Genomic DNA, 20,903 nt, shown 5'->3' with positions numbered 1-20,903 from the left:
ACTGAAATTATGGCACAGTGTGGCGTATGAACTATCCAACCATTGAAGACGCGATCGGCAAAACGCCGCTGGTCGCGTTGCAGCGCATCGCAGCCGCTGAAAACACCGAACGCAACAACGTCATCCTCGGCAAACTCGAAGGCAACAATCCGGCCGGCTCCGTCAAGGACAGGCCGGCGCTGTCGATGATCAAGCGCGCCGAGGAGCGCGGCGACATCAAGCCCGGCGACATCCTCATCGAGGCCACCTCGGGCAACACCGGCATCGCGCTGGCCATGGCGGCGGCCATCAAGGGCTATCGCATGGTGCTGATCATGCCGGAGGACCTGAGCATTGAGCGCGCCCAGACGATGAAGGCCTTTGGCGCCGAGCTGGTGCTCACCCCCAAAAGCGGTGGCATGGAACACGCCCGGGACCTGGCCGAGCAGATGCAAAACGAGGGCAAAGGCCGGGTGCTGGACCAGTTTGCCAACCAGGACAATCCGCGCATCCATTACGAGACCACCGGCCCCGAAATATGGACAGATACGTCAGGCAAAGTGACACATTTTGTCAGTGCGATGGGCACAACCGGCACGATTACAGGGGTTTCGCGCTACCTGAAGGAGAAAAATCCGGCCATACGCGTCATCGGTGCGCAACCCAGCGAAGGCTCGCGGATTCCCGGCATCCGCAAATGGTCGCAAGAATACCTGCCCAAAATTTATGACCCCAGCCATGTGGACGAGCTGGTGCTGGTCAGCCAGAGCGATGCGGAAGACATGTGCCGCCGGCTCGCGCGCGAAGAGGGTATTTTTGCCGGTATCTCGTCGGCTGGCGCCTGCTGGGTGGCGCAGGAGATCGCCAAAACCGTCCACAACGCGGTGATCGTGTTCGTCGTGTGCGACCGCGGCGACCGCTACCTGTCTACCGGCGTCTTCCCCGCCTGATTGACCGTGAATACTGTTTTAGGCCCATATTTTGTTGGGATAGTTTGCTACGGAAAATATAGCAAATTGTTGCGCGCGGGGCATCAGCCATGACCCATGAATTCCGCTTTTGCCCCCAATGTGCGACGCCGCTGGCCATGGTGGTGCAAATGGAGGACAGTGGGGAGAAGGCGCGCCTGCGCTGCCCGGCCTGCAGTTACACCCACTGGAACAATCCCACGCCCGTGCTGGCGGCGGTGGTCGAATACCAGGGGCAGATTTTGCTGGCGCGCAATGCGGCCTGGTCCGGCAAGATGTACGCACTGATCACCGGCTTCATGGAGGCAGGTGAAACCCCGCAGGACGGCATCAGGCGCGAGATCAAGGAAGAAACCAACCTGGACACCACCGCGCTGGACCTGATCGGGGTGTACGATTTTCAGCGCATGAACCAGGTCATCATCGCCTACCACGCCGTCTGCAACGGCGAGGTCAGGCTGTCGCCGGAGTTGGTGGACTACCGGCTGTACGATTTTGACAAACTCAAGTGCTGGCCTGCGGGTACCGGCTATGCGCTGGCCGACTGGCTGCGCACGCGTGGCTACGAGCCCGAGTTTCTGGCCTGGGACAAAAGGTCGGAATAACAGTAACAGCGAATAACAGCGTAACAGCGAAATAGCGGTGGTTGGTGGTGGCACCGGCGGCGGCTGTGCGGTGCCCTGTTAGTGCTTAAAATAACAGCAACCCAAGGATAAGCATGCATATCGACAAAGAACTCGACACCCGCGGCCTGAATTGCCCGCTGCCCATCCTGAAAGCCAAAAAAGCGCTGACCGAAATGCTCAGCGGACAGTTGCTGCGCGTGGTGTCCACCGACTCCGGCTCAACCCGCGACTTCCAGGCCTTTGCCAAGCAGACCGGCAATGAACTGGTGGAGCAGCAGGTCGTCGGCAGCGACTTCATTCATGTGCTGAAGCGGCGCTGAAGTTCACCACCGTCTGCCCGGGTTCCCCCCGCGGTTCGGCCTTCAGTCGAGCTTGAGCCCGCTGAGGTATTGGCGAAAGTGTTGCCCGACTTCCGGGTGTTGCAGCGCCAGCTCAACGGTGGCCTCCAGGAACCCTTCCTTGCTGCCGCAGTCGTAACGCTTGCCCTGGTATTGCAGGGCATAAACGGTTTCCTCGGCCAGCAGGCTTGAGATGCCATCGGTCAGCTGGATTTCGCCCCCTACACCGCTCGCCTGGCGGCGTATATGCTCAAAAATGGCGGGTGTGAGAATGTAGCGACCGGCAACGCCCATGCGGGATGGAGCCACCTCCGGCGCCGGTTTTTCCACGATTTTTTCCACCTTCATGAGCCTCGGATTGGCTCCCGGGCTGGCAGCTTGCGCCGCCACGATGCCGTAGCGGCGCGTATGCGCCAGGGGCACTTCCTGCACCGCCAGCACTGACTGCTGAAGCTCCTGGTACTGCACGGCCATTTGGGCCAGCACTGGCAGGCCGCCCGCCGGCCCAACCATCAGGTCATCCGCCAGCAGCACCGCAAAAGCCTCGTTGCCCACCAGGTGTTCGGCGCACAGCACCGCATGGCCGAGGCCGAGCGAACGGGGCTGCCGGACATAGGAAAAATTCATGTCGTCGGGCTGAACCGAACGCACCAAGGCCAGCAAATCCTGCTTTTGCGCGACCTCCAGCTCGTTTTCGAGTTCGTAGGCGGTGTCGAAGTGATCTTCGATGGCCCGTTTATTGCGTCCTGTCACAAAAATCATGTGACGAATGCCCGCCGCATAGGCTTCTTCTACCGCGTACTGGATGAGCGGCTTGTCCACGACGGGCAGCATTTCCTTGGGCTGGGCTTTGGTGGCGGGCAGAAAGCGGGTACCGAGCCCGGCAACGGGGAAAACGGCTTTGTTCAAGGTGAATTTTGGCATCGACTTTGATAAGTGAAAAACTCAAGTGTTGCGGTTCAGGTAAAGCACGCTACGTCGGACGACATCCCGAGTCGGCGTGCGCGAACCGCGCAATGAACAGGACGAGCCGGATTGGCAGGAAAAGGACAAAAAGGACAACTGGGTGGACATCTTACTTCTTGATGCATTGGTGCCGGAGGCTGTGACCTGGCTTCAGACCAGGCACAGCGTGGAATACCGTCCCGAACTGGCTGACGATCTCATCGCCCTGCGCAAGGTGGCTTATAAAACCAGGGGCATTGTCTTTCCCAGGCAAACCATCGTCACCCGGGGGTTTCTGGATTTTCTGCCCAAGCTCAAGGCTGTTGGCCGCCTCCACATTGGCACGGACAACATCGACATCGACGCCTGCAAGGAGCGGGACATCAAGGTCGTACACGCCAGCAGCGCCAATGTACGCTCCAACGCCGAGTATTTGCTGAGCAGCCTGCTGCTGCTTTGCCGGCGCGGTTTGGTATCGGCCCTGATGGGCCACAAGCACCCCAGCGCCCAGATAGGGCGTGAGCTTCACGGCAGCACCGTCGGCATTTTGGGCCTGGCGCCCGCCGCGCATACGCTGGCCGGCATGCTGAGCGGCCTCGGGGTTCGCCTGATCGGCTATGACCCGGCGGTGCACCACACCGCGCCCGTCTGGGAGCGTCTGGGCATTCAGCCGGTCTCGTTGCACGAACTGGTGAGCCAGGCCGATGCGGTGTCGGTGCAGATGGTCTATGCCACGCGGTACAGGGGCTTCGTCAATGCCAAATTGCTGGCCGCCTGCAGGCGTGACCAGCTGTGGGTGGGCATCAGCCGCAGCGATTTGTTTGAGGAAGCGGCGCTGGCTGCAGCGCTGGGCGATGGCCGCATCGAGGCCTGCATTCTCGATGGTGTCGAACCCGGTTTTGTGGGCGACACCTCGCCGCTCAAGGGCCTGAAGAACCTGTTTGCCACCCCGCGCCTCGGGTCGTACACGCGGGAGGCGCGCTTGCGTGCGAGCTGGTATGTGGCGCACCGCATGCATGAAGCCATCGGGGCGCCACAAAGCGGGCTGGATTCGCTGCCCGCCGCAGCCTCACTGTCGCAGTGGCCCGAACCGGACCTCTCGGTGTAGGCGGTTGGCCTGCCCCGGCGCCGGCACAGCGGCTCCGGCCTGCCTATGCGCTGCCTATGCGCTTATGCCAGGCGCGCCAGCTGGTCCCTGATTTTTTCCAGCGTCGCCGTGAAATCGGTCAGGCGTTTGCGCTCCTGCTCCAGCACGGCAGGGGGCACTTTGGTGACAAAGGCCTCGTTGGCGAGCTTGGCGTTGACCTTGACCAACTCGCCTTCCAGGCGGGTCGCTTCCTTGCCCAGCCGCGCTTTTTCGGCAGCCACATCCACTTCCATGTGCAGGCAGATGTGTGCTTCGCCGACGACCGCGACGGGCGCCGCCTGGGCGGCGGCGGCCCAGGCGGCCTCGTCCTCAAACACCTTGACTTCGCTGAGCTTGGCCAATGACTTGAGCACGGGCGCCACGCTGTTCATGAAGGCGGTGTCGCCCAGCACAAACAGCGGCAGGCGCGTGGCGGGCGAGACATTCATTTCGCCGCGCAGGTTGCGGCAGGCATCGACCAGCGTCTTGAGCTTGGCCACATGCGCTTCGGCTTGCGGGTCGATTTTTTCCGGCTGGCTTTGCGGGTAGGCGGCCTGGCCGATCAAGGGGCCTTTTTTGAGGCCCGCCACCGGTGCCACTTTTTGCCACAGCTCTTCGGTGATGAAGGGAATCAGCGGATGCGCCAGGCGCAGCACGCCTTCCAGTGTGCGGATCAGCGTGCGGCGCGTGGCGCGCTTTTGCGCATCCGTGCCGGTCTGGATCTGCACCTTGGCAATTTCCAGGTACCAGTCGCAGAACTCGTCCCAGACAAACTGGTAAATGCTGCCGGCCACGTTGTCGAGGCGGTAGTCGGCAAAGCCTTTGGCCACGTCGGCTTCGACACGCTGCATGGTCGATGAAATCCAGCGGTCGGCCTGCGAGAAGCTCAGGTAATTTTCAAACTCGCCACCGGGTGCGCATTGCGCCTTGGTGTGTTGTGCCAGGCCGCAGTCCTGGCCTTCGCAGTTCATCAGCACAAAGCGCGTGGCGTTCCAGAGCTTGTTGCAGAAGTTTCGATAGCCCTCGCAACGCTTGCTGTCAAAGTTGATGCTGCGGCCCAGGCTGGCCAGCGAGGCGAAGGTAAAGCGCAGCGCATCGGCGCCATAGCCTGGAATGCCGGCGGGAAATTCTTTTTCGGTGTTCTTGCGCACCTGGGGGGCGGTCTCCGGCTTGCGCAGGCCCTGTGAGCGCTTGTCCAGCAGCGGCGCTAGTTCAATGCCGTCAATCAGGTCGACCGGGTCCAGCACATTGCCTTCGGACTTGCTCATCTTCTTGCCGTGGGAATCCTTCACCAGACCGTGGATGTACACATGGTGGAAGGGCACCTGGCCGGTGAAATGCGTGGTCATCATGATCATCCGGGCGACCCAGAAAAAGATGATGTCGTAGCCGGTGACCAGCACGCTGGATGGCAGGAACAGGTCCAGTTCTTTGGTCTTCTCGGGCCAGCCCATGGATGAGAAGGGCACCAGCGCCGAGGAATACCAGGTATCGAGCACGTCTTCGTCGCGCGTGAGCTTCTTGCCGGGTGCCTGCTGCTGCGCTTCGGCCTCGTCGCGCGCCACGTAGACCTTGCCCTCTTCGTCATACCAGGCCGGGATCTGGTGGCCCCACCAGAGCTGGCGCGAAATGCACCAGTCCTGGATGTTGCCCATCCACTGGTTATAGGTATTGACCCATTGTTCGGGGACAAACTTCACGGCACCGCTCTCGACGGCGTCGATGGCTTTTTGCGCGATGGATTTGCCGGTCGGGTCCTGGTCGCTGACCTTGGTCATGGCGACAAACCACTGGTCGGTCAGCATGGGCTCGATCACCTGGCCGGTGCGGGCGCAGCGCGGCACCATGAGCTTGTGCTTCTTCACTTCCACCAGCAGGCCCTGCTCCTCGAGGTCGGCCACCACCGACTTGCGGGCATCGAAGCGGTCCAGGCCGCGGTATTTTTCAGGTGCGTTGTCGTTGATCGCGGCGTCCAGCGTCAGCACGCCGATGATGGGCAACTGGTGGCGCTGGCCCACGGCATAGTCGTTGGTGTCGTGCGCGGGCGTGACCTTGACCACGCCGGTACCGAATTCCTTGTCGACATAGTCGTCCGCAATCACCGGGATCTCGCGGTCGCACAGCGGCAGCTTCACAAGCTGACCGATCAGGTGTCTGTAGCGTTCATCTTCGGGATGGACCATCACCGCCACGTCGCCCAGCATGGTTTCGGGGCGGGTGGTGGCGACCGTCAGGGAGCCGGAACCATCGGCCAGCGGATAGCGGATGTGCCAGAGGAAGCCGTCTTCCTCTTCGCTCTCCACTTCCAGGTCGGACACGGCGGACTTGAGGATCGGGTCCCAGTTGACCAGGCGCTTGCCGCGGTAGATCAGGCCCTGCTCATACAGCCGCACAAAGGTCTCGGTGACCACCGTGGACATCTTGGGGTCCATGGTGAAGTACTCGTGCTTCCACGACACCGAGTCGCCCATGCGGCGCATCTGGCGTGTGATGGTCGAGCCGGATTCCTCTTTCCACTCCCAGACCTTGGCGACAAAGTTCTTGCGTCCCAGGTCGTGGCGGCTTTTGCCTTCACCCTGCAGCTGCCGTTCCACGACGATTTGCGTGGCAATGCCGGCGTGGTCGGTGCCGGGCACCCACAGCGTGTTGTGGCCGCGCATACGGTGGTAGCGCGTCAGCGAGTCCATGATGGTCTGGTTGAACGCATGGCCCATGTGCAGCGTGCCGGTGACATTGGGCGGTGGCAGCTGGATGGAAAACGACGGTTTGGCCGCATCCAGCGTGGGCTCGTACTGCCCGCTCTGCTCCCACAACGGGCCCCAGCGGCTTTCAATGGCCGCCGGTTCAAAGGACTTGGCCAGGCTGTCCAGCCCGGGCGTGGGAACAGGCGCCTTGGCGGTGTCGGGAGCGGGGCTGGCGGGGGTGGGGATGGCGGCGTTGGTCATGGGGCAATGGAAAAGCGGCATCCGGGATGCCGCTTGGTGTTGGAGGTAACTGCCCCGATTTTATTCGACTGGCCAGTCGGTGCCCGTGTGGTCCCTATCTGCGCCATCACCGGTCTTTGCGCCCTCACGTTGAGCCCTCACTTTGCGCCCTCAGATACCCGGGGGTTTCTTCAGCGTCAGCATCCGGTCTTCGGGGTTGATGACAATGGTCTTGACTTCATCGCCCTGGCGCACTGTGAGCGTGACCGGCTCGTCGGGCGCCGCCCGTGCCCACAGTTTCTTGTAAAAACCCTCCAGCGTCGTGACTTCGGTGCCGTCCACGGCCAGTACCACCACGCCTGGCTGCAGGCCGGCATTCTCCGCCGGACTGTCCGCGCTGACGCGCATGATTTGCACGCGCCCCTCGTGGTCATTCGACGTCAGGCCCAGCCACGGCCGGTGGCTTTGGCGGCTGCTGCCCGACTGCTGCATTTCAGCGAGGATGGGCTTGAGCAGATCGATGGGGACGAACATGTTGCCGGGCAGGCGGCGGTTTTCGCCGCTGGCGTCCATCACCAGCAGGGAGCCTATGCCGACCAGCTCGCCCTTCTGGTTGAACAGCGGCGCGCCGCTGTGGTTACCCTGGCCTGCGGTGACCGGCGGGCTGGTGAACAGCGCGGTGTCGATGTGGTACTCCCAGTTGCCCGAAAAAGCGCGCTTGCTGACCAGCTGCGTCATGCTCACGTCACCTTCTTCGCCGTCGACGGTTGCCCCGGTGGCGGCCATCAGTGATTCACCGGGCGTGACGTCCTGGGAATTTCCCAGCGTCACGGGTGCCACGCCGCGCAAGGGCAGCAGCGGCCTGACCAGGCCAAAACCTGTGGCGATGTCGTAAGCCACAGCGGTGGCCGGCAAGCTCTTGTTGTCCTGCGTGACGACCTCGATTCGCTGCGCTTCGAGCATCAGGTAGCCGATCGTCAGGACCAGGCCATCGGTTCCGATCACCACGCCCGAGCCGGTGCGCTCCCGTCCCAGTGTCTGTATTGACCGGGCATCCGGAATGGCGGTTACCTGGATGCCGACAACCGCTGCGTTGGCCTTGCTCAGGGCATCGATCACAGCCTGAACCGTGGGCGGCGGCGGTGGGCTCGCAGCGAGTGACGCAGTGAGCGCTCCCGGGGCCAGCGCTAAAGCAAGGGACAAGGCAAGAAGCGTCCGGACAAGTGAAGCACCCATGATGGACTCCCGGGAAACGCCGTGACAGGCGTATCCAGAGAATGCGCCCGATTCAAATCCCGTGCAAGTGCGGGGCCATGGCGGGCCGGGTCGCTGCCTCGCCCGCAGCCGCGATGCAGGCTTGCAGCAGCGCCGTGTTGCCAATCTGGTTGGCCATGAGCAGGATCAGGCGGGCATTGAGCAGCTCGGACTGCTCCCGGCTCAGGCCCTGGTGGGCGTCGAGCAGGGATTCGTAAAACGCATCGGCATCCTGGAAGTTGACGTTGGTTTTCATGCGGTTTCTCCGTGCAGGCTCCAATGGGTGCCAAGCGCCATGGCAATGGCATGCACCAGCGAGGTGTCAATGCTTTCGCCGGTCGCGGCCACGTAGCTGTCGGGCCGCAGCAGTGCCCAGGCATGGCCAAAGACGTGGCAGCTGGCCTGCAGATGACCCTCCTGGTCAATCACATGTTCCACAGCGCTGGCCCGGCTGTCGGGGGGAATCACCTGCACGCAGCGTACGTCGGTTTGCACGGCCAGCTCCTGGAGCCGCCGGGCGGCGGCGACGGGCAGGTCGCCAAACACCAGCAGCAGCAGGCGGCTGCCGGCCCAGTTGAGCAGGTCAATCAGCTCGCCCCGGGTCCCGTCGGGCCAGGTGAGGGCGCAGTTTTGCGTGGCCAGTCCACCGGTCTTGCCGCACACGCTGGATTGGGTGTAGGTGTTGGGGGTCGACATGCGGCCGGTGTTGACCAGTTGCCGGGCAAATACATGCTGCCTGGCCAGGCTCAGGACGGCGTTGCGAAACAGGCGTTCCGCGCCATCGGTGGGACGCAAAAAGCGTGTGGTGCGGTTGGTGACCCGCATGTTGAACTGTGCGGCCTCACGCCGCTCGTCGCTGTAGCTGTCCAGCAACTGGGGCGCGGCGCGGTCCTCCACCACCGCGGCCAGCTTCCAGGCCAGGTTGTCGGCATCCTGCACCCCCGAGTTGCCGCCGCGCGCGCCAAAGGGGCTGACCACATGGGCGGCATCGCCGGCAAAAAATACCCGGCCGTGGCGCAGCATGTCCAGGCATTCGCTGCGGTAGGCGTAAGGGCCCACCCAGACGATTTCACATTCCTCCGGACTCAGCTCGCGCTTGAACTGGGCGTTCAGCCGGGCGCGCACGACATCTTCACGGCTCATCGATTGCAGGTCGGCATCGGGCGGCATCTGGTAGTCGATGCGCCAGACGCCGTCGGCCATCAGGTGCTGCCAGACGGCTCGGCCCTCGTTGAACGGCGCCTCAATCCAGGTGTGGCGCTCTGCGGGCGGCGGGTTGCTGAAACGCACGTCGGCAATGCACCAGCGGTCGTCGCCCTTTTTGGCGGCGGCCGTGGCCTGGCACCAGTTGCGAAACGGGCTGTGGGAGCCGGTGCAGTCAATTACATGGTCGGCCTGCAGCGAATAGGCCCCGGCCGGGGTGTCTATGGAAAGCGTCGCAAATTCGGCATTCTGCTCAAACCCGGTAACCCGTTGGCGCCATCGGAGCTCCACGCCCGGTTGGGCCTGGGCCAGCTGGTAGATCCGCTCGACCAGAAAACCTTCCACATAAAACTGCTGGATGTTGATGAAGGGCGGTTCCTTGCTCAGGGAGTGGGTTTGCTGCTGGCGCAGGTCGAAGCTGTAGACCTCGTCCTCGCCGGCAAAGGTGCGTCCCACGCTCCACTGCACGCCCTTGGCGGCAATGCGCCCGTAAATGCCCAGGCGCTTGAAGATTTCGAGTGTCTTTTGCGCGTAACAAATGCCGCGTGACGAAGCCCCTTTGACGCCCACCGTGTTGTCTTCGTCGAGCAGCACCGCCGGCACACCGTAATGCGCCAGCAGGCAGGCCAGCGTCAGGCCGGTGATGCCGCCGCCCACGATGACAATCGGGTGGCGTTTGATCTCGCCCGAGGTGAGTTCGGGTGGCGCGATAAACGGGTATTCGGGCAGATGGTAGCCGGTGCCCTGCGTGAATTCATAACCGTTGGTGAAGGCGGTTTCGGCGTAGTCCGGATGTTCTTCTTGCATGGGTGGTGTCCCTCCTGCCTGCATTTCTGCATGTACTTGCACGATTTTCTACTGCAATCCCTGGCCAGCTCTCGCGGCAACTTCGGGCCGGTCATTGCGAATAAATGCTCTTGAAGATATGGTGATCCGTCACGTCGATCACGTCAATGCCATTGGCTTGCAGCCGCGTTTTTGGGGCCGTCGCCCAGATCCTGCTAACATTTGCAAAAATTGTCTATGGTTATCAATATGTGATTATTGATAGCTATTGGCTATTTCAATCATTGATTGCGGCAACTGGACGCGTCACGCCAACAGCGCTAAGGTTGAATCGTCTTCGGCTGGCTTTGCCCGAGGCTTCAAGCAAGGTATTCATCAACCCACGAAGGAGATTTCCATGGCTGCTCTTAAAGGCTCCAGGACGGAAGAGAACCTGAAAGCCGCGTTTGCCGGCGAATCACAGGCCAACCGCCGCTATCTGTATTTCGCAAACAAGGCCGACGTTGAAGGCCAGAACGATGTGTCAGCACTGTTTCGCTCGACTGCAGAAGGTGAAACCGGCCACGCCCACGGCCACCTGGAATGGCTGGAGCAGTGCGGCGACCCCGCCACCGGCATGCCCTTCGGCGCCACCCGCGACAACCTCAAATCTGCCATAGCAGGCGAAACCCACGAGTACACCGACATGTACCCGGGCATGGCCAAAACCGCGCGCGATGAAGGTCACGACGAAGTAGCGGACTGGTTTGAAACCCTGGCCAAGGCCGAGCGTTCGCATGCGAACCGCTACACCAAGGCCCTGGCCGAACTGGTGGACTGACCAGCGGACTGACCAGGCGCGCCGGCCCTGCCGGTGCTGGAACGGCTGCAGGGCGGCGTCGTCTCGGGTAGCTCACCCGGGCGACGTCCGGGGTCGTCCGTACAGTCCGTACCTGCTGCTCGCTATCCCCGGGGTAGCGAGTTTAAGAAAGAGTTCTGCCGCGAAAGCCCCAGTGCCGCAGAGTCATTTCTTAAACCTTCATCCTCAAAACGAGAGACAGCGCCATGGCTACAGAAGGCAATCTGAAAGCACCTACCCGTCATGCAATTGACTGGAAAAATCCGCAGTTCTACAACGAGGAAGCGACCTTTCATGAACTGGAGCGCATCTTCGACATCTGCCATGGTTGCCGCCGTTGCGTGAGCCTGTGCGGCACATTCCCTACCCTGTTTGACTTGGTGGACGAGAGCAAATCCGGTGAAGTCGACGGGGTGGAGAAAAAGGACTACTGGAAGGTGGTGAACCAGTGCTACATGTGCGACCTGTGCTACATGACCAAGTGCCCGTATGTGCCGCCGCACGAGTTCAACGTCGACTTCCCGCACACCATGCTGCGCGCCAAGGCCATCAAGTTCAAGAAGGGCGAGGTCGGCGCGGGTGAGCGGTTTCTGGCCTCCACCGATGTGCATGGCAAATTTGCCGGCATTCCCATCGTGGTGCAGGTGGCCAACGCGGTCAACAAGACCAAGCCCGCGCGCGCCGTGATGGAAAAGGTGCTGGGCGTCGACAAAAACGCCTGGCTGCCCGAGCTGGCCACGCAAAAATTCCGTTCGGGTGCACTGGAGTCACCGCCGCATCCGGTGAAGGACGGCGCCAAGACGCCGGGCAAGGTCGTGATCTATTCGACCTGCTACATCAACTACAACGAACCGGGCATTGGCCACGACCTGCTCAAGGTGCTGGACCACAACGAAGTGCCCTATGTGCTGGTGGAAAAGGAAAAGTGCTGCGGCATGCCCAAGCTGGAGCTGGGCGACCTGGATTCGGTGAACACCAGCAAGGAGGCCAATATTCCGGTGCTGGCCAAATACGCCCGCGACGGCTTCGCCATTTTGAGCGCCGTGCCCAGCTGCACGCTGATGTTCAAGCAGGAGATCCCGCTGATGTACCCGGATGACGCCGAGGTGCAACTGGTCAAGGAGCACATGTGGGATCCCTTCGAGTACCTGATGGCGCGCAAGCGTGACGGCCTGCTGAAGACCGAGTTTCCCACGCCGCTGGGCAAGATCAGCTACCAGATTCCCTGCCACGGCCGGGTGCAGAACATCGGCAAGAAAACCGAGGAAATGCTCAAGATGGTGCCCGGCACCAGCGTGCAGACGCACGAGCGCTGCTCGGGCCATGCCGGCACCTTCGGCGTCAAGGTGCCCTACCACCAGCAGGCGATGAAAATCGGCAAGCCGCTGTTCAAGGCCATGGCCAACCACAAGGATGGCGGCCTGCCCGATGTCATCAGCAGTGACTGCCCGCTGGGTGGCCACCACATTGCCCAGGGCTTTGACGTCAACAACCTGGGCGCGCCGCCGCAAAAACATCCGCTGACGCTGATACGCACGGCGTATGGCCTGAAGTAACCGCCACAAACCTGGATGCATCCCATGGAAACCACCGGAAAAATCACGCGCGAGTCTCTGATGACGCTTGAGGCATACAGCAAGTACCGCAAGGAACACAAGGCCGCCATCATGGCCCACCGCAAGCTGCGCAGCGTGCGCCTGGGCGAGTACATCAACGTGCAGTTCGAGAGCGAGACCAGCATCCGCTACCAGATCCAGGAAATGTTGCGTCTCGAAAAAATCTTTGAGGTAGAAGGCATTGAGCAGGAGATCGAGGCCTATGCGCCCCTGATGCCCGACGGCAGCAACTGGAAGGCCACCATGATGCTGGAGTACCCCGATGTCAACGAGCGCAAGCGTGAGCTGGCCCGCTTGATCGGCGTGGAAGACCGCCTGTTTGTCGAGGTGGAAGGCCACGCCCGCGTCTATGCGATTGCCGACGAAGACATGGACCGCGAAAACGACGAGAAAACCTCGGCCGTGCATTTTGTGCGTTTCGAGCTGGACCCCGCCATGTGCGCCGCCGTCAAGGCCGGAGCCAGCGTCAAGCTGGGCTGCGACCATACCAATTACCCGGCGCACACGATGATTCCGGCGGAATCGCTGGCGTCGCTGGCTAGCGACTTGCGCTGAGAAACCTGCTCCCCGTGCGGGAGGGCTTGTCGCAGCCTTCCGGTCTTTCGGGGCGCTGGCTGTCGTACAGTCACAGGCTTGCTTGTCAATTTAATTTTGCCGGACCATGCTGTTTCTCATTTCGCCTGCCAAATCACTGGACTACGACACCCCCCCGCACGTCTCCACGTACACCAAGCCGCTGTTCACACGCCAGTCGGCTGAGTTGATTGACGTGCTCCAGACAAAAACGCCGCAGCAGATCAGCACGCTGATGAAGCTGTCGGATGCGCTGTCCGGCCTGAATTTCGCGCGCTACCAGGCGTGGTCCCCCAAATTCACGGCCAAAAACTCCAAACAGGCCGTGCTGGCCTTCAATGGCGATGTCTACGGGGGACTGGACGCGAAGACCCTGAGCGAGCAGCAGCTCGGCTGGACGCAGGACCATGTCTGCATCCTCAGCGGCTTGTACGGTGTGCTGCGCCCGCTCGACTGGATGCAGCCTTACCGGCTGGAGATGGGCACTGCGCTGGCTACCGGCCAGGGTAAAAATCTCTACCAGTTCTGGGGCTCGCAAATTGCCGATTACCTCAATCAGCGCGCCGCCGCCCACACCTCGCCGGTTATCGTGAACCTGGCGAGCGAAGAGTATTTCAAGGCGGTCGACCGCAAGGCACTCAAGCCACGCGTGGTGAGCTGTGTCTTCGAGGAGTTCAGGGCAGGCAAGTACAAAATCATCAGCTTCATGGCCAAGCGCGCCCGCGGCCTGATGGTGCGCTATGCCACCGAGCACAAACTGGCCACGGTCAAGAAGCTGGAAGGCTTTGCTGCCGAAGGTTACCGCTTTGACCCCGCCGCATCGGAGGCCGACCGCCTCGTGTTCCGGCGCCGGCAGGCGGCCTGAAGCGCTAGACAGGCCCGGTGTGAAGCAGCAACCCGCCAGCGCCCAGCCTGTCAGCCGCGAATTGCGGGCCTGGGTAGCCGCGCAAACGGCGCTGGGTCACCCCCGGGCCGCCATCTTCCAGGCGATGCTGGACGCCGGCTGGCAGCATGCCACGGCCTGCCGTGCCTTGCGACTGACGCTGGCGGAGCAAGCGGCGTTTGCCTTGCCCCCCTTGCCGGCGGGTGGGTCCGGCACGATGCTGGACGCCGGAGACCGCTGGGTTGAAGTGCTCCAGCGCCTGCAGGTGCCCGATCTGGTGGTGTTCGGCAATTTGCTCAGCGACAGCGAATGCGAGGCCCTGATGGAGGCGGCGCGGCCGCGCCTGTCGCGCTCACTGACAGTGAACACCAAGACCGGCGGTGAGGAGCGCAACCGTGACCGCACCAGCCAGGGCATGTTTTTTGCGCGTGGCGAGAATCCGGTGGTGCAGCGCGTCGAAGCGCGCATTGCCAGGCTGCTGGACTGGCCGGTGCACAAGGGCGAGGGCCTGCAGGTGCTGCGTTATCGGCAGGGCGCCCAGTACAAGCCCCACTACGATTACTTCGATCCGGCCGAGCCCGGCACGCCTGCCATACTGCAGCGGGGCGGGCAGCGCGTGGCAACCCTGATCATGTACCTGAACGAGCCGGAGCAGGGCGGCGCCACGGTATTTCCGGACATTTCCCTGCAGGTGAAACCCCGCCGCGGCACCGCGGTTTTTTTCAGCTACCCGAATGCGAATCCCGCCAGCCTCACCAAGCACGGCGGCGAGCCCGTGAAGGCCGGAGAAAAGTGGATTGCCACCAAGTGGCTGCGTGAACGGGAGTTCACTTAACACCCCCGTCCAGGCTCACTTCGTGTAGCCTGTTCCCCCCTCAAGGGGGCGGCGCCTGCGGCCTGGCAAAGCCAGTTCCGCGGCCCCCGCTGAGGGCGGCGGATCCTACCTGCGGGGGCCGCGGGTCCGGCTACGCCGGCCCGCAGGCGCCCGTCCCCTGCAAGGGGAGAGGAGGCTACACGAAGTGAGCCTCAACAGGGGTGTACATAATCACCATCATGAAGATAAGAGCCAACCACATCGATATAGAAATCGAAGACACCCACCCGGGCGACGCCACGGGCCGGCCTGCGGTGCTGCTCATCATGGGCCTAGGCATGCAGCTGATCGCCTGGCCGCCGGAGCTGGTGCAGGGCCTGCAGGACGCCGGCTTTCGCGTGGTGCGCTTTGACAACCGCGATACCGGGTTAAGCCAGCACTTTGACCACCTGGGAACACCCAACCTGCTGTGGGAAGGGCTCAAGTACCGGATTGGCTTGCGCATCACACCGCCATACAGCGTGGAGGACATGGCGCGCGATGCGCTGGGCCTGCTCGATGCGCTGCAAATCGACAAGGCGCACATGGTCGGCGTGAGCATGGGCGGCATGATCGCGCAGCGGATTGCGCTGCTGGCCCCTGGGCGTGCGCTCAGTCTTTCTTGCATCATGAGCTCCAGCAGCGCGCGCGGCCTGCCTGAAGCCCGACCCGCGGTGACGCGAGCGCTGCTCAGCCGCCCGGCGGGCAAGGGCATGCCGGCCGCCATTGACCATACGGTCAGACTCTTCAAGGCCATCGGCAGCCCCGGCTTTCCCATGGATGACGCGATGCTGCGCGAACGCGTGACGGCCGCGACCGAGCGCAGCTACCACCCGCGGGGCATTGCCCGCCAGATGGCGGCCGCCGTGGCCGACAGCACGCGTGCCGCAGCGCTGGCTCGCATCGCCGTGCCTACGCTGGTGGTGCATGGCAAGGCCGATCCGCTGGTGCCATTTGCCTGCGGCGAAGACCTCGCCCGCCGCATTCCGGGCGCGAAACTGGCCGGCATCGAGGGCATGGGCCATGATTTGCCGCCCGGCGTGGTGGACCGCCTGCTGGCGCTATTGATTCCGCACTTTCAGGCCACAACTTGATATGGCCCTCACGCCTGTCGCTTCGCCTGTCTTCGGCGGCACGCTGCCCCTTTCCTTAGTAAAAGGGTCTTCACTTGCCCGGCGCGGCCCTTCACGGCGCGGTCAGCTACATTGATCAAGATGATCAGAGAATTTACGACCCATGAACACCCCTGAACACTCCCAGCTCGGCAAGGCATCGGCCTATGTTGACCAGTACGATGCCTCCTTGCTCTTTCCGATTCCCCGTGCGGGAAAACGTGCCGAAATCGGCGTCACCGGAATACCGCCTTTTTTTGGCGCCGACATCTGGACCGCGTTCGAGCTGAGCTGGCTCAATGCGCGCGGCAAGCCGCAGCTGGCGCTGGCACACATCACCGTGCCCTGTGAAACGCCGAACATCGTCGAGAGCAAGTCCTTCAAGCTCTACCTGAACAGTTTCAACAACACCCGCTTTGCCAATGCCGGCGAGGTGCAGGCACGCATACGCGCGGACATCAGCGAAGCCGCGTGGCGCGGCGCGCCTTCGCCGTCTTCGGTGGGCGTGAAGCTGCTGCTGCCCGAACTCTTTGACCGTGAGCCGGTGCATGAACTCGACGGCCTGAGCCTGGACCGGCTCGACGTCGAGTGCACGCGCTACACGCCCGCGCCCGAGGTGCTGACTGCCAGCTTTGAAGAGCAGCCCGTGAGCGAGGTGCTGACCAGCAACCTGCTCAAGAGCAACTGCCTGGTGACGGGGCAGCCTGACTGGGGCAGTGTGCAAATCAGCTACTCGGGGCCGCAAATCAACCAGGAGGGCCTGCTGCAATACCTGGTGAGCTTTCGCAACCATAACGAATTTCACGAGCAGTGCGTGGAGCGCATCTTCATGGATGTGTGGACGCGCTGCAAACCCCTGAAACTGTCGGTGTACGCCCGCTACACCCGCCGCGGCGGGCTGGACATCAACCCGTTTCGCACCAGCCATCCACAGGCCCTGCCGGCCAATATCCGGATGGCGCGGCAGTAAGTTGTATTTGTGTATTTGATTTGCGCATGGGTTGGCCAGCCTTGCAGTGCAGGGCATGTCCGCGTGACTTCGCGCGTGTTGCGGTGCAGTAGACCAGGCCGGCCAGCGCACCGGCCTTACCGTGTGCCGCCCCGGCCATGTCGGCAAACAAAAAACCGTGCTTGCGGGACACGTAACGTGATTGCGGAGACTCAGCCAACGCGGGACAATCTTGGGCAGACGGTTGGTTCTGCCGAGACTATGAGGTGGGCGTGAATAGCCCGGTCGCACAGAATCGATGAGTCCTTCTTCGCGAAAGGTGCCGAAAATGACCATTGAATACTTCGAGGAGAGTAATGCGGGTACACGAACGCTGCCGCGCTCACTGGCGACAAAGGCCGGCGGCTTTGTGTTTGTGTCCGGCCAAGTAGGCAGGGACGAAAACGGCAACATGATCGCCGGGGGCATTGAAGCTCAAACGCGCCAGACGATGACGAATGTCGCTTACGCACTTGCATTGGCCGGCTGCACGCTGGAGGACGTGGTGAAGACCATGGTTTGGCTCGATGACGCACGCGACTTCGATGAATTCAATCGCGCCTACAGCGAGTTCTTCCCTGGAAAGAGGCCGGCGCGCTCGACAATGCAGGCGAAAAACATGGTCGACACCAAGATTGAGATTGAGGTCATTGCCTATAAGCCATGAGGCGGCATGTTGGAGCCGGTACCGTGAATACGCGCCTAAGCCTTCCATCGAGCGGACAGCTTCCAGCGGGCTTCGCCCGCCTCCCGCTGCCAAGCCATCTTGTCTAAGTGCCACCAAAGCCCGGTGCCATGCTCCGCGTAGGCCTCATCTCTGACACGCACGGTCTTCTTCGGCCTGAGGCAAGAGCTTTTCTGCAAGGTAGTGACTACATCGTTCACGGCGGCGACATCTGCGATCCGAGGATCCTCGAAGAACTCGCAGCCATTGCGCCGGTCACTGCGGTGCGAGGCAACAACGACAAGGGCTCATGGGCGGAACGTCTGCGAGAGACCGAATTTCTGCAGGTTGGCGAGGTGTTTGTCTACGTTGTGCACGATCTTGCTCAAATCGATATCGATCCAAGTGCCGCTGGAGTGCGTGTTGTCGTTTCCGGTCACTCGCACAAGCCACTGGTCAACGAGCGCGATGGGGTCCTCTACGTCAATCCGGGAAGTGCTGGGCCACGTCGCTTCAAGCTTCCCATTGCCGTCGGAGAGCTCGTCACCGGCCGCGCAGTGTCTGCACGCACCGTTGAGTTTTGAGGCGAGAATGCCACCTAACCATTCCTATATGGACTCCCCCACAAGTGCAAGAAACTGAGCGATAGTTTGGCTTTGAGGGACGGGCCACCCGAGTTCACGAAACCATTTTTGTCCAGGCTTCACGAAACACCCCATGTCGCAACGCCAGCCTCATGTCAAACGAACCACCTGACCCGTACAACCTCGACCGCTTCGTTCAGGCCCAGGCGAGTGACTACGAGCGAGCCCTCGGTGAACTCCGCGCAGGAAAGAAGCGAACGCACTGGATTTGGTACATCCTGCCTCAGCTGCAGGGTTTAGGTTCGAGTGCGATGTCGGCCTTCTATGCGATCAAGTCAATCGCGGAGGCGCGCGCATATATCGGGCATCCGTTGCTGGGCCCAAGGCTCAAGGAGTGCGTGTCAGCCCTGAACGCGCTTCCTGGTGTGAGTGCGACTCAAGTCCTGGGCGACGTTGACGCCGCCAAATTCCGGTCCTGCCTGACGCTCTTTTCCCAGGTGGAGGGCCCGGATTCGCTTTTCGGTCAGGCGTTGAACAGGTATTACCAGGGCGAGCCTGATCGCCAGACACTTGTCCTGCTCGCAGCGCAGCGCGGAGAATCGCGTGAGGCCTGACCCCTCCGTCGATGCGAGGCCCAGGGGCATGGGCCGGCTCCACGGCCAGGGGTATGGTCGCGCTCCGCGAGCCCACACGTCGGTCCCGCTTCACGTCGAATGTTAGGCGCCTCCGAAATGCCTGCATCGCTGCCGTATCAGCTTCTCGCGGACGCGGTGCTGGTCCTGCATTTCGCTGTGGTCCTGTTCGTTGTCGGTGGCCTGCTTCTAATCGTCGCCGGCAACTTGCGGGCCTGGCGTTGGGTCAACAGCCTGTGGTTTCGCCTCGGGCACATCGCGGCAATAGGGCTTGTTGTCGCCGAGTCGTGGCTGGGCATCATCTGCCCACTGACAGCAGCGGAAGTCTGGCTTCGAATACAGGCCGGATCCACGTTCTACCGCGAGAGTTTCATTGAGTATTGGGTTCAGCGCCTGCTTTTCTACGAGGCACCACCATGGGTTTTCAGTGCGGTATACACATTGTTCGGCTTGCTTGTGGTGGCGGCTTGGTGGTACTTTCCGCCAAAGTTCAGAAAACCTGGGCGCAAAGGCGGCGCTTGACCCATCGCTCAAGCGCCCCTCAACGGCAAGAGCCTGACCGATGGTGTTGTTTGCCCTTGGCTGCCTTCGGTTGCCCGTTGAGCGCGGTCAGGCGAAGTCAGCGCACCAGATCCAGCCATTCGCACCGGATGAGCTGCCTGGCATGGGCATGTGCCCGCCAGTGCACATAAAGCCGCGGTGCGAAAACACCCAGCAGGCACAGCGGATACGCCCAGGGGGCCTCAAAGGTGTAAGCAGGCAGCCAGCCTGTCCATCCCATCACCCACAAGGTCAGCACAGCCTCCCACACCTGGCATTCCACAGGGTGCGCCCCATGCTGGGCCACACGCCAGTTCTTGACACGCTGCAGGTGTACCAACGTGATGTGGTGCGGATGGTATCTGGAAGGGTCTGACATAAAGCCTCCGTGCAGAGACTTTACTGTAAGTTTCGTGAAAGGTTCTGTCAATGCTGCGACACCCGTTTCATAGGCCGGGACGGGCTACGGCAAGCCTCCCGGGGCAATGGGAAGGGATCAGGATCGAGACGAGGCGAGAAACCATCCCGGCGGGTTGCCAGGATGGCAGGGCGGCAAAGGGCAAGGCTTTTGGGTTATTTGGCCGCTGCAACGGCCTTGGCCAGGTCGCTGGTTTCCTCGCAGGTCGCGCAGATGGCCTGCAGCTTGGCGAGCTGGATTTCGGCCTGGGCTTTCTGGTTGGTCTTCAGGTAGGCGATGCCCGAATATTCCAGCGCGCCCTTGTGCCTGGGGTCCAGCGCCAGCGCCTTGCCGTAGGCGGCAAAGGCCTCGTCGTATTTGCCCAGCCAGCGGTTGGAATAACCGAGGTAGCTGTAGGCGTCGGCATTCGTGGGGTTCCTGGCGACGACCTTGCTGAAGCTGCTCACGGCTTCAGCCCAGTTTTTGGCGTCCAGGGCCTTTTTGCCGGCAGCGAAGTCGTCGATCTGTGCGTTCTGCACCGGTGTGGTCTGGATATCGGCGCCCAGCACGGCACCGGCCAAAGCCAGGCCCAGGACGGGCAATGCGATGAAGTTGCGGATGGAAAACGTATTCATGTCGGGCTCCTTTAATCGTTGATGGATTGAATGCGCTGCAGGTCAGCACCTGGGATAAACGACGGAACCTGAAAAGCGGATGCAGGGCAATTCGTATTTGTTTGTAGTTTGTAATTGGGTGGTCGCGGGTGGGAGCGGGTGGCGATCGCTCAGGCTGGGGTCGGGTTTGTTCTTTGAAGGTCGGCTTAGAGCGAATGGCACTTACTTTGGCAGGTTGGCCTTCGGCGACGTGCGTAAGTGCTTGAAAGCAAAGGGAGATGGCTGACCAAAGGGTCGATAGGATGGTTGTTTACGAAGCACCCAAACCATCTTCCCAAAGGCCAGCCACCATGGATCGTAATGCCCAAAGCGTCTTGCATCAACGTTGCAGCAGCATTGGACGCCGGGCGAGATCGACCCAGGCGGTGGAATTCTTCAACGTTCTGACGAGTCCGGAGTT

At 61.9% G+C, this 20,903-nt stretch carries 22 protein-coding genes; 15 read left to right on the top strand and 7 right to left on the bottom strand.

Annotation, left to right across the window (positions count from 1 at the left end; genetic code table 11):
• Positions 1 to 26: 26 nt before the first annotated feature.
• The 3 genes from cysM to AC1DS5_RS22360 all read left to right on the top strand — a co-directional run bounded on the left by cysM (position 27) and on the right by AC1DS5_RS22360 (position 1,893).
• Positions 27 to 929, top strand: coding sequence for a cysteine synthase CysM (gene cysM / locus AC1DS5_RS22370; protein ID WP_477720457.1), 903 nt, complete (start codon positions 27 to 29; stop codon positions 927 to 929).
• An 89-nt stretch (positions 930 to 1,018) separates the two neighbouring features.
• Complete coding sequence (locus AC1DS5_RS22365) at positions 1,019 to 1,552, top strand: NUDIX domain-containing protein (RefSeq protein ID WP_477720456.1); 534 nt, start codon at positions 1,019 to 1,021, stop codon at positions 1,550 to 1,552.
• Between the two features lie 113 nt (positions 1,553 to 1,665).
• Positions 1,666 to 1,893, top strand: coding sequence for a sulfurtransferase TusA family protein (locus tag AC1DS5_RS22360; protein ID WP_477720455.1), 228 nt, complete (start codon positions 1,666 to 1,668; stop codon positions 1,891 to 1,893).
• Positions 1,894 to 1,935: 42 nt separating this feature from the next.
• Here AC1DS5_RS22360 and galU read toward each other — a convergent pair whose 3' ends face one another.
• A complete protein-coding gene (gene galU / locus AC1DS5_RS22355; protein WP_477720454.1) occupies positions 1,936 to 2,835 on the bottom strand; it encodes a UTP--glucose-1-phosphate uridylyltransferase GalU in 900 nt (299 codons plus the stop codon).
• A gap of 142 nt (positions 2,836 to 2,977) precedes the next feature.
• On the opposite strand from galU, the gene AC1DS5_RS22350 reads away from it, so the two are divergent.
• On the top strand, positions 2,978 to 3,964 hold the full coding sequence (locus AC1DS5_RS22350) for an NAD(P)-dependent oxidoreductase (RefSeq protein ID WP_477720453.1): 987 nt from the start codon (positions 2,978 to 2,980) through the stop codon (positions 3,962 to 3,964).
• 62 nt (positions 3,965 to 4,026) lie between these two features.
• On the opposite strand, the gene AC1DS5_RS22345 is transcribed toward AC1DS5_RS22350, so the two are convergent.
• From AC1DS5_RS22345 to AC1DS5_RS22330, 4 genes are all read right to left on the bottom strand, one after another.
• Complete coding sequence (locus AC1DS5_RS22345; protein ID WP_477720452.1) at positions 4,027 to 6,927, bottom strand: valine--tRNA ligase; 2,901 nt, start codon at positions 6,925 to 6,927, stop codon at positions 4,027 to 4,029.
• 150 nt (positions 6,928 to 7,077) lie between these two features.
• On the bottom strand, positions 7,078 to 8,142 hold the full coding sequence (locus AC1DS5_RS22340) for a S1C family serine protease (RefSeq protein WP_477720451.1): 1,065 nt from the start codon (positions 8,140 to 8,142) through the stop codon (positions 7,078 to 7,080).
• A gap of 52 nt (positions 8,143 to 8,194) precedes the next feature.
• Complete coding sequence (locus AC1DS5_RS22335; protein WP_477720450.1) at positions 8,195 to 8,416, bottom strand: DUF2783 domain-containing protein; 222 nt, start codon at positions 8,414 to 8,416, stop codon at positions 8,195 to 8,197.
• Complete coding sequence (locus AC1DS5_RS22330) at positions 8,413 to 10,170, bottom strand: FAD-dependent monooxygenase (protein ID WP_477720449.1); 1,758 nt, start codon at positions 10,168 to 10,170, stop codon at positions 8,413 to 8,415. The genes AC1DS5_RS22335 and AC1DS5_RS22330 overlap by 4 nt, the downstream gene beginning before the upstream one ends.
• A gap of 376 nt (positions 10,171 to 10,546) precedes the next feature.
• Here AC1DS5_RS22330 and AC1DS5_RS22325 point away from each other — a divergent pair, with 376 nt between their 5' ends.
• The 11 genes from AC1DS5_RS22325 (at position 10,547) to AC1DS5_RS22275 (ending at position 19,414) form a co-directional block, all read left to right on the top strand.
• Positions 10,547 to 10,969, top strand: a complete 423-nt coding sequence (locus AC1DS5_RS22325) for a rubrerythrin family protein (protein ID WP_011484607.1) — start codon at positions 10,547 to 10,549, stop codon at positions 10,967 to 10,969.
• Positions 10,970 to 11,193: 224 nt separating this feature from the next.
• Complete coding sequence (locus tag AC1DS5_RS22320) at positions 11,194 to 12,543, top strand: heterodisulfide reductase-related iron-sulfur binding cluster (RefSeq protein ID WP_477720448.1); 1,350 nt, start codon at positions 11,194 to 11,196, stop codon at positions 12,541 to 12,543.
• Between the two features lie 24 nt (positions 12,544 to 12,567).
• Positions 12,568 to 13,158, top strand: coding sequence for a DUF3501 family protein (locus tag AC1DS5_RS22315; protein ID WP_477720447.1), 591 nt, complete (start codon positions 12,568 to 12,570; stop codon positions 13,156 to 13,158).
• A 106-nt stretch (positions 13,159 to 13,264) separates the two neighbouring features.
• On the top strand, positions 13,265 to 14,041 hold the full coding sequence (gene yaaA, locus AC1DS5_RS22310; RefSeq protein ID WP_477720446.1) for a peroxide stress protein YaaA: 777 nt from the start codon (positions 13,265 to 13,267) through the stop codon (positions 14,039 to 14,041).
• A gap of 19 nt (positions 14,042 to 14,060) precedes the next feature.
• A complete protein-coding gene (locus AC1DS5_RS22305; protein WP_477720445.1) occupies positions 14,061 to 14,894 on the top strand; it encodes a 2OG-Fe(II) oxygenase in 834 nt (277 codons plus the stop codon).
• A gap of 218 nt (positions 14,895 to 15,112) precedes the next feature.
• Positions 15,113 to 16,006: an alpha/beta fold hydrolase gene (locus tag AC1DS5_RS22300; protein WP_477720444.1), complete on the top strand. Its 894-nt coding sequence runs from the start codon at positions 15,113 to 15,115 to the stop codon at positions 16,004 to 16,006.
• A 142-nt stretch (positions 16,007 to 16,148) separates the two neighbouring features.
• Complete coding sequence (gene queF, locus AC1DS5_RS22295) at positions 16,149 to 16,994, top strand: NADPH-dependent 7-cyano-7-deazaguanine reductase QueF (RefSeq protein WP_477720443.1); 846 nt, start codon at positions 16,149 to 16,151, stop codon at positions 16,992 to 16,994.
• Between the two features lie 307 nt (positions 16,995 to 17,301).
• Positions 17,302 to 17,679 (top strand): RidA family protein, encoded by a 378-nt coding sequence (locus tag AC1DS5_RS22290; protein ID WP_477720442.1) that lies wholly within the window; start codon positions 17,302 to 17,304, stop codon positions 17,677 to 17,679.
• A 128-nt stretch (positions 17,680 to 17,807) separates the two neighbouring features.
• Complete coding sequence (locus AC1DS5_RS22285; RefSeq protein ID WP_477720441.1) at positions 17,808 to 18,260, top strand: metallophosphoesterase family protein; 453 nt, start codon at positions 17,808 to 17,810, stop codon at positions 18,258 to 18,260.
• Between the two features lie 152 nt (positions 18,261 to 18,412).
• Positions 18,413 to 18,874, top strand: coding sequence for a DUF1810 domain-containing protein (locus tag AC1DS5_RS22280; RefSeq protein WP_477720440.1), 462 nt, complete (start codon positions 18,413 to 18,415; stop codon positions 18,872 to 18,874).
• A gap of 117 nt (positions 18,875 to 18,991) precedes the next feature.
• On the top strand, positions 18,992 to 19,414 hold the full coding sequence (locus AC1DS5_RS22275; RefSeq protein WP_477720439.1) for a DUF2784 domain-containing protein: 423 nt from the start codon (positions 18,992 to 18,994) through the stop codon (positions 19,412 to 19,414).
• Positions 19,415 to 19,511: 97 nt separating this feature from the next.
• Here AC1DS5_RS22275 and AC1DS5_RS22270 read toward each other — a convergent pair whose 3' ends face one another.
• Both AC1DS5_RS22270 and AC1DS5_RS22265 read right to left on the bottom strand, forming a co-directional pair.
• Positions 19,512 to 19,811, bottom strand: a complete 300-nt coding sequence (locus AC1DS5_RS22270) for a hypothetical protein (protein WP_477720438.1) — start codon at positions 19,809 to 19,811, stop codon at positions 19,512 to 19,514.
• 194 nt (positions 19,812 to 20,005) lie between these two features.
• On the bottom strand, positions 20,006 to 20,464 hold the full coding sequence (locus AC1DS5_RS22265; protein WP_477720437.1) for a tetratricopeptide repeat protein: 459 nt from the start codon (positions 20,462 to 20,464) through the stop codon (positions 20,006 to 20,008).
• Positions 20,465 to 20,903: the final 439 nt, after the last annotated feature.

Source organism: Polaromonas sp. P4_H1, assembly GCF_056400945.1.
The sequence above is the reverse complement of the archived record's forward strand: the minus strand, read 5'-3'. Positions and strand labels throughout refer to the sequence as shown.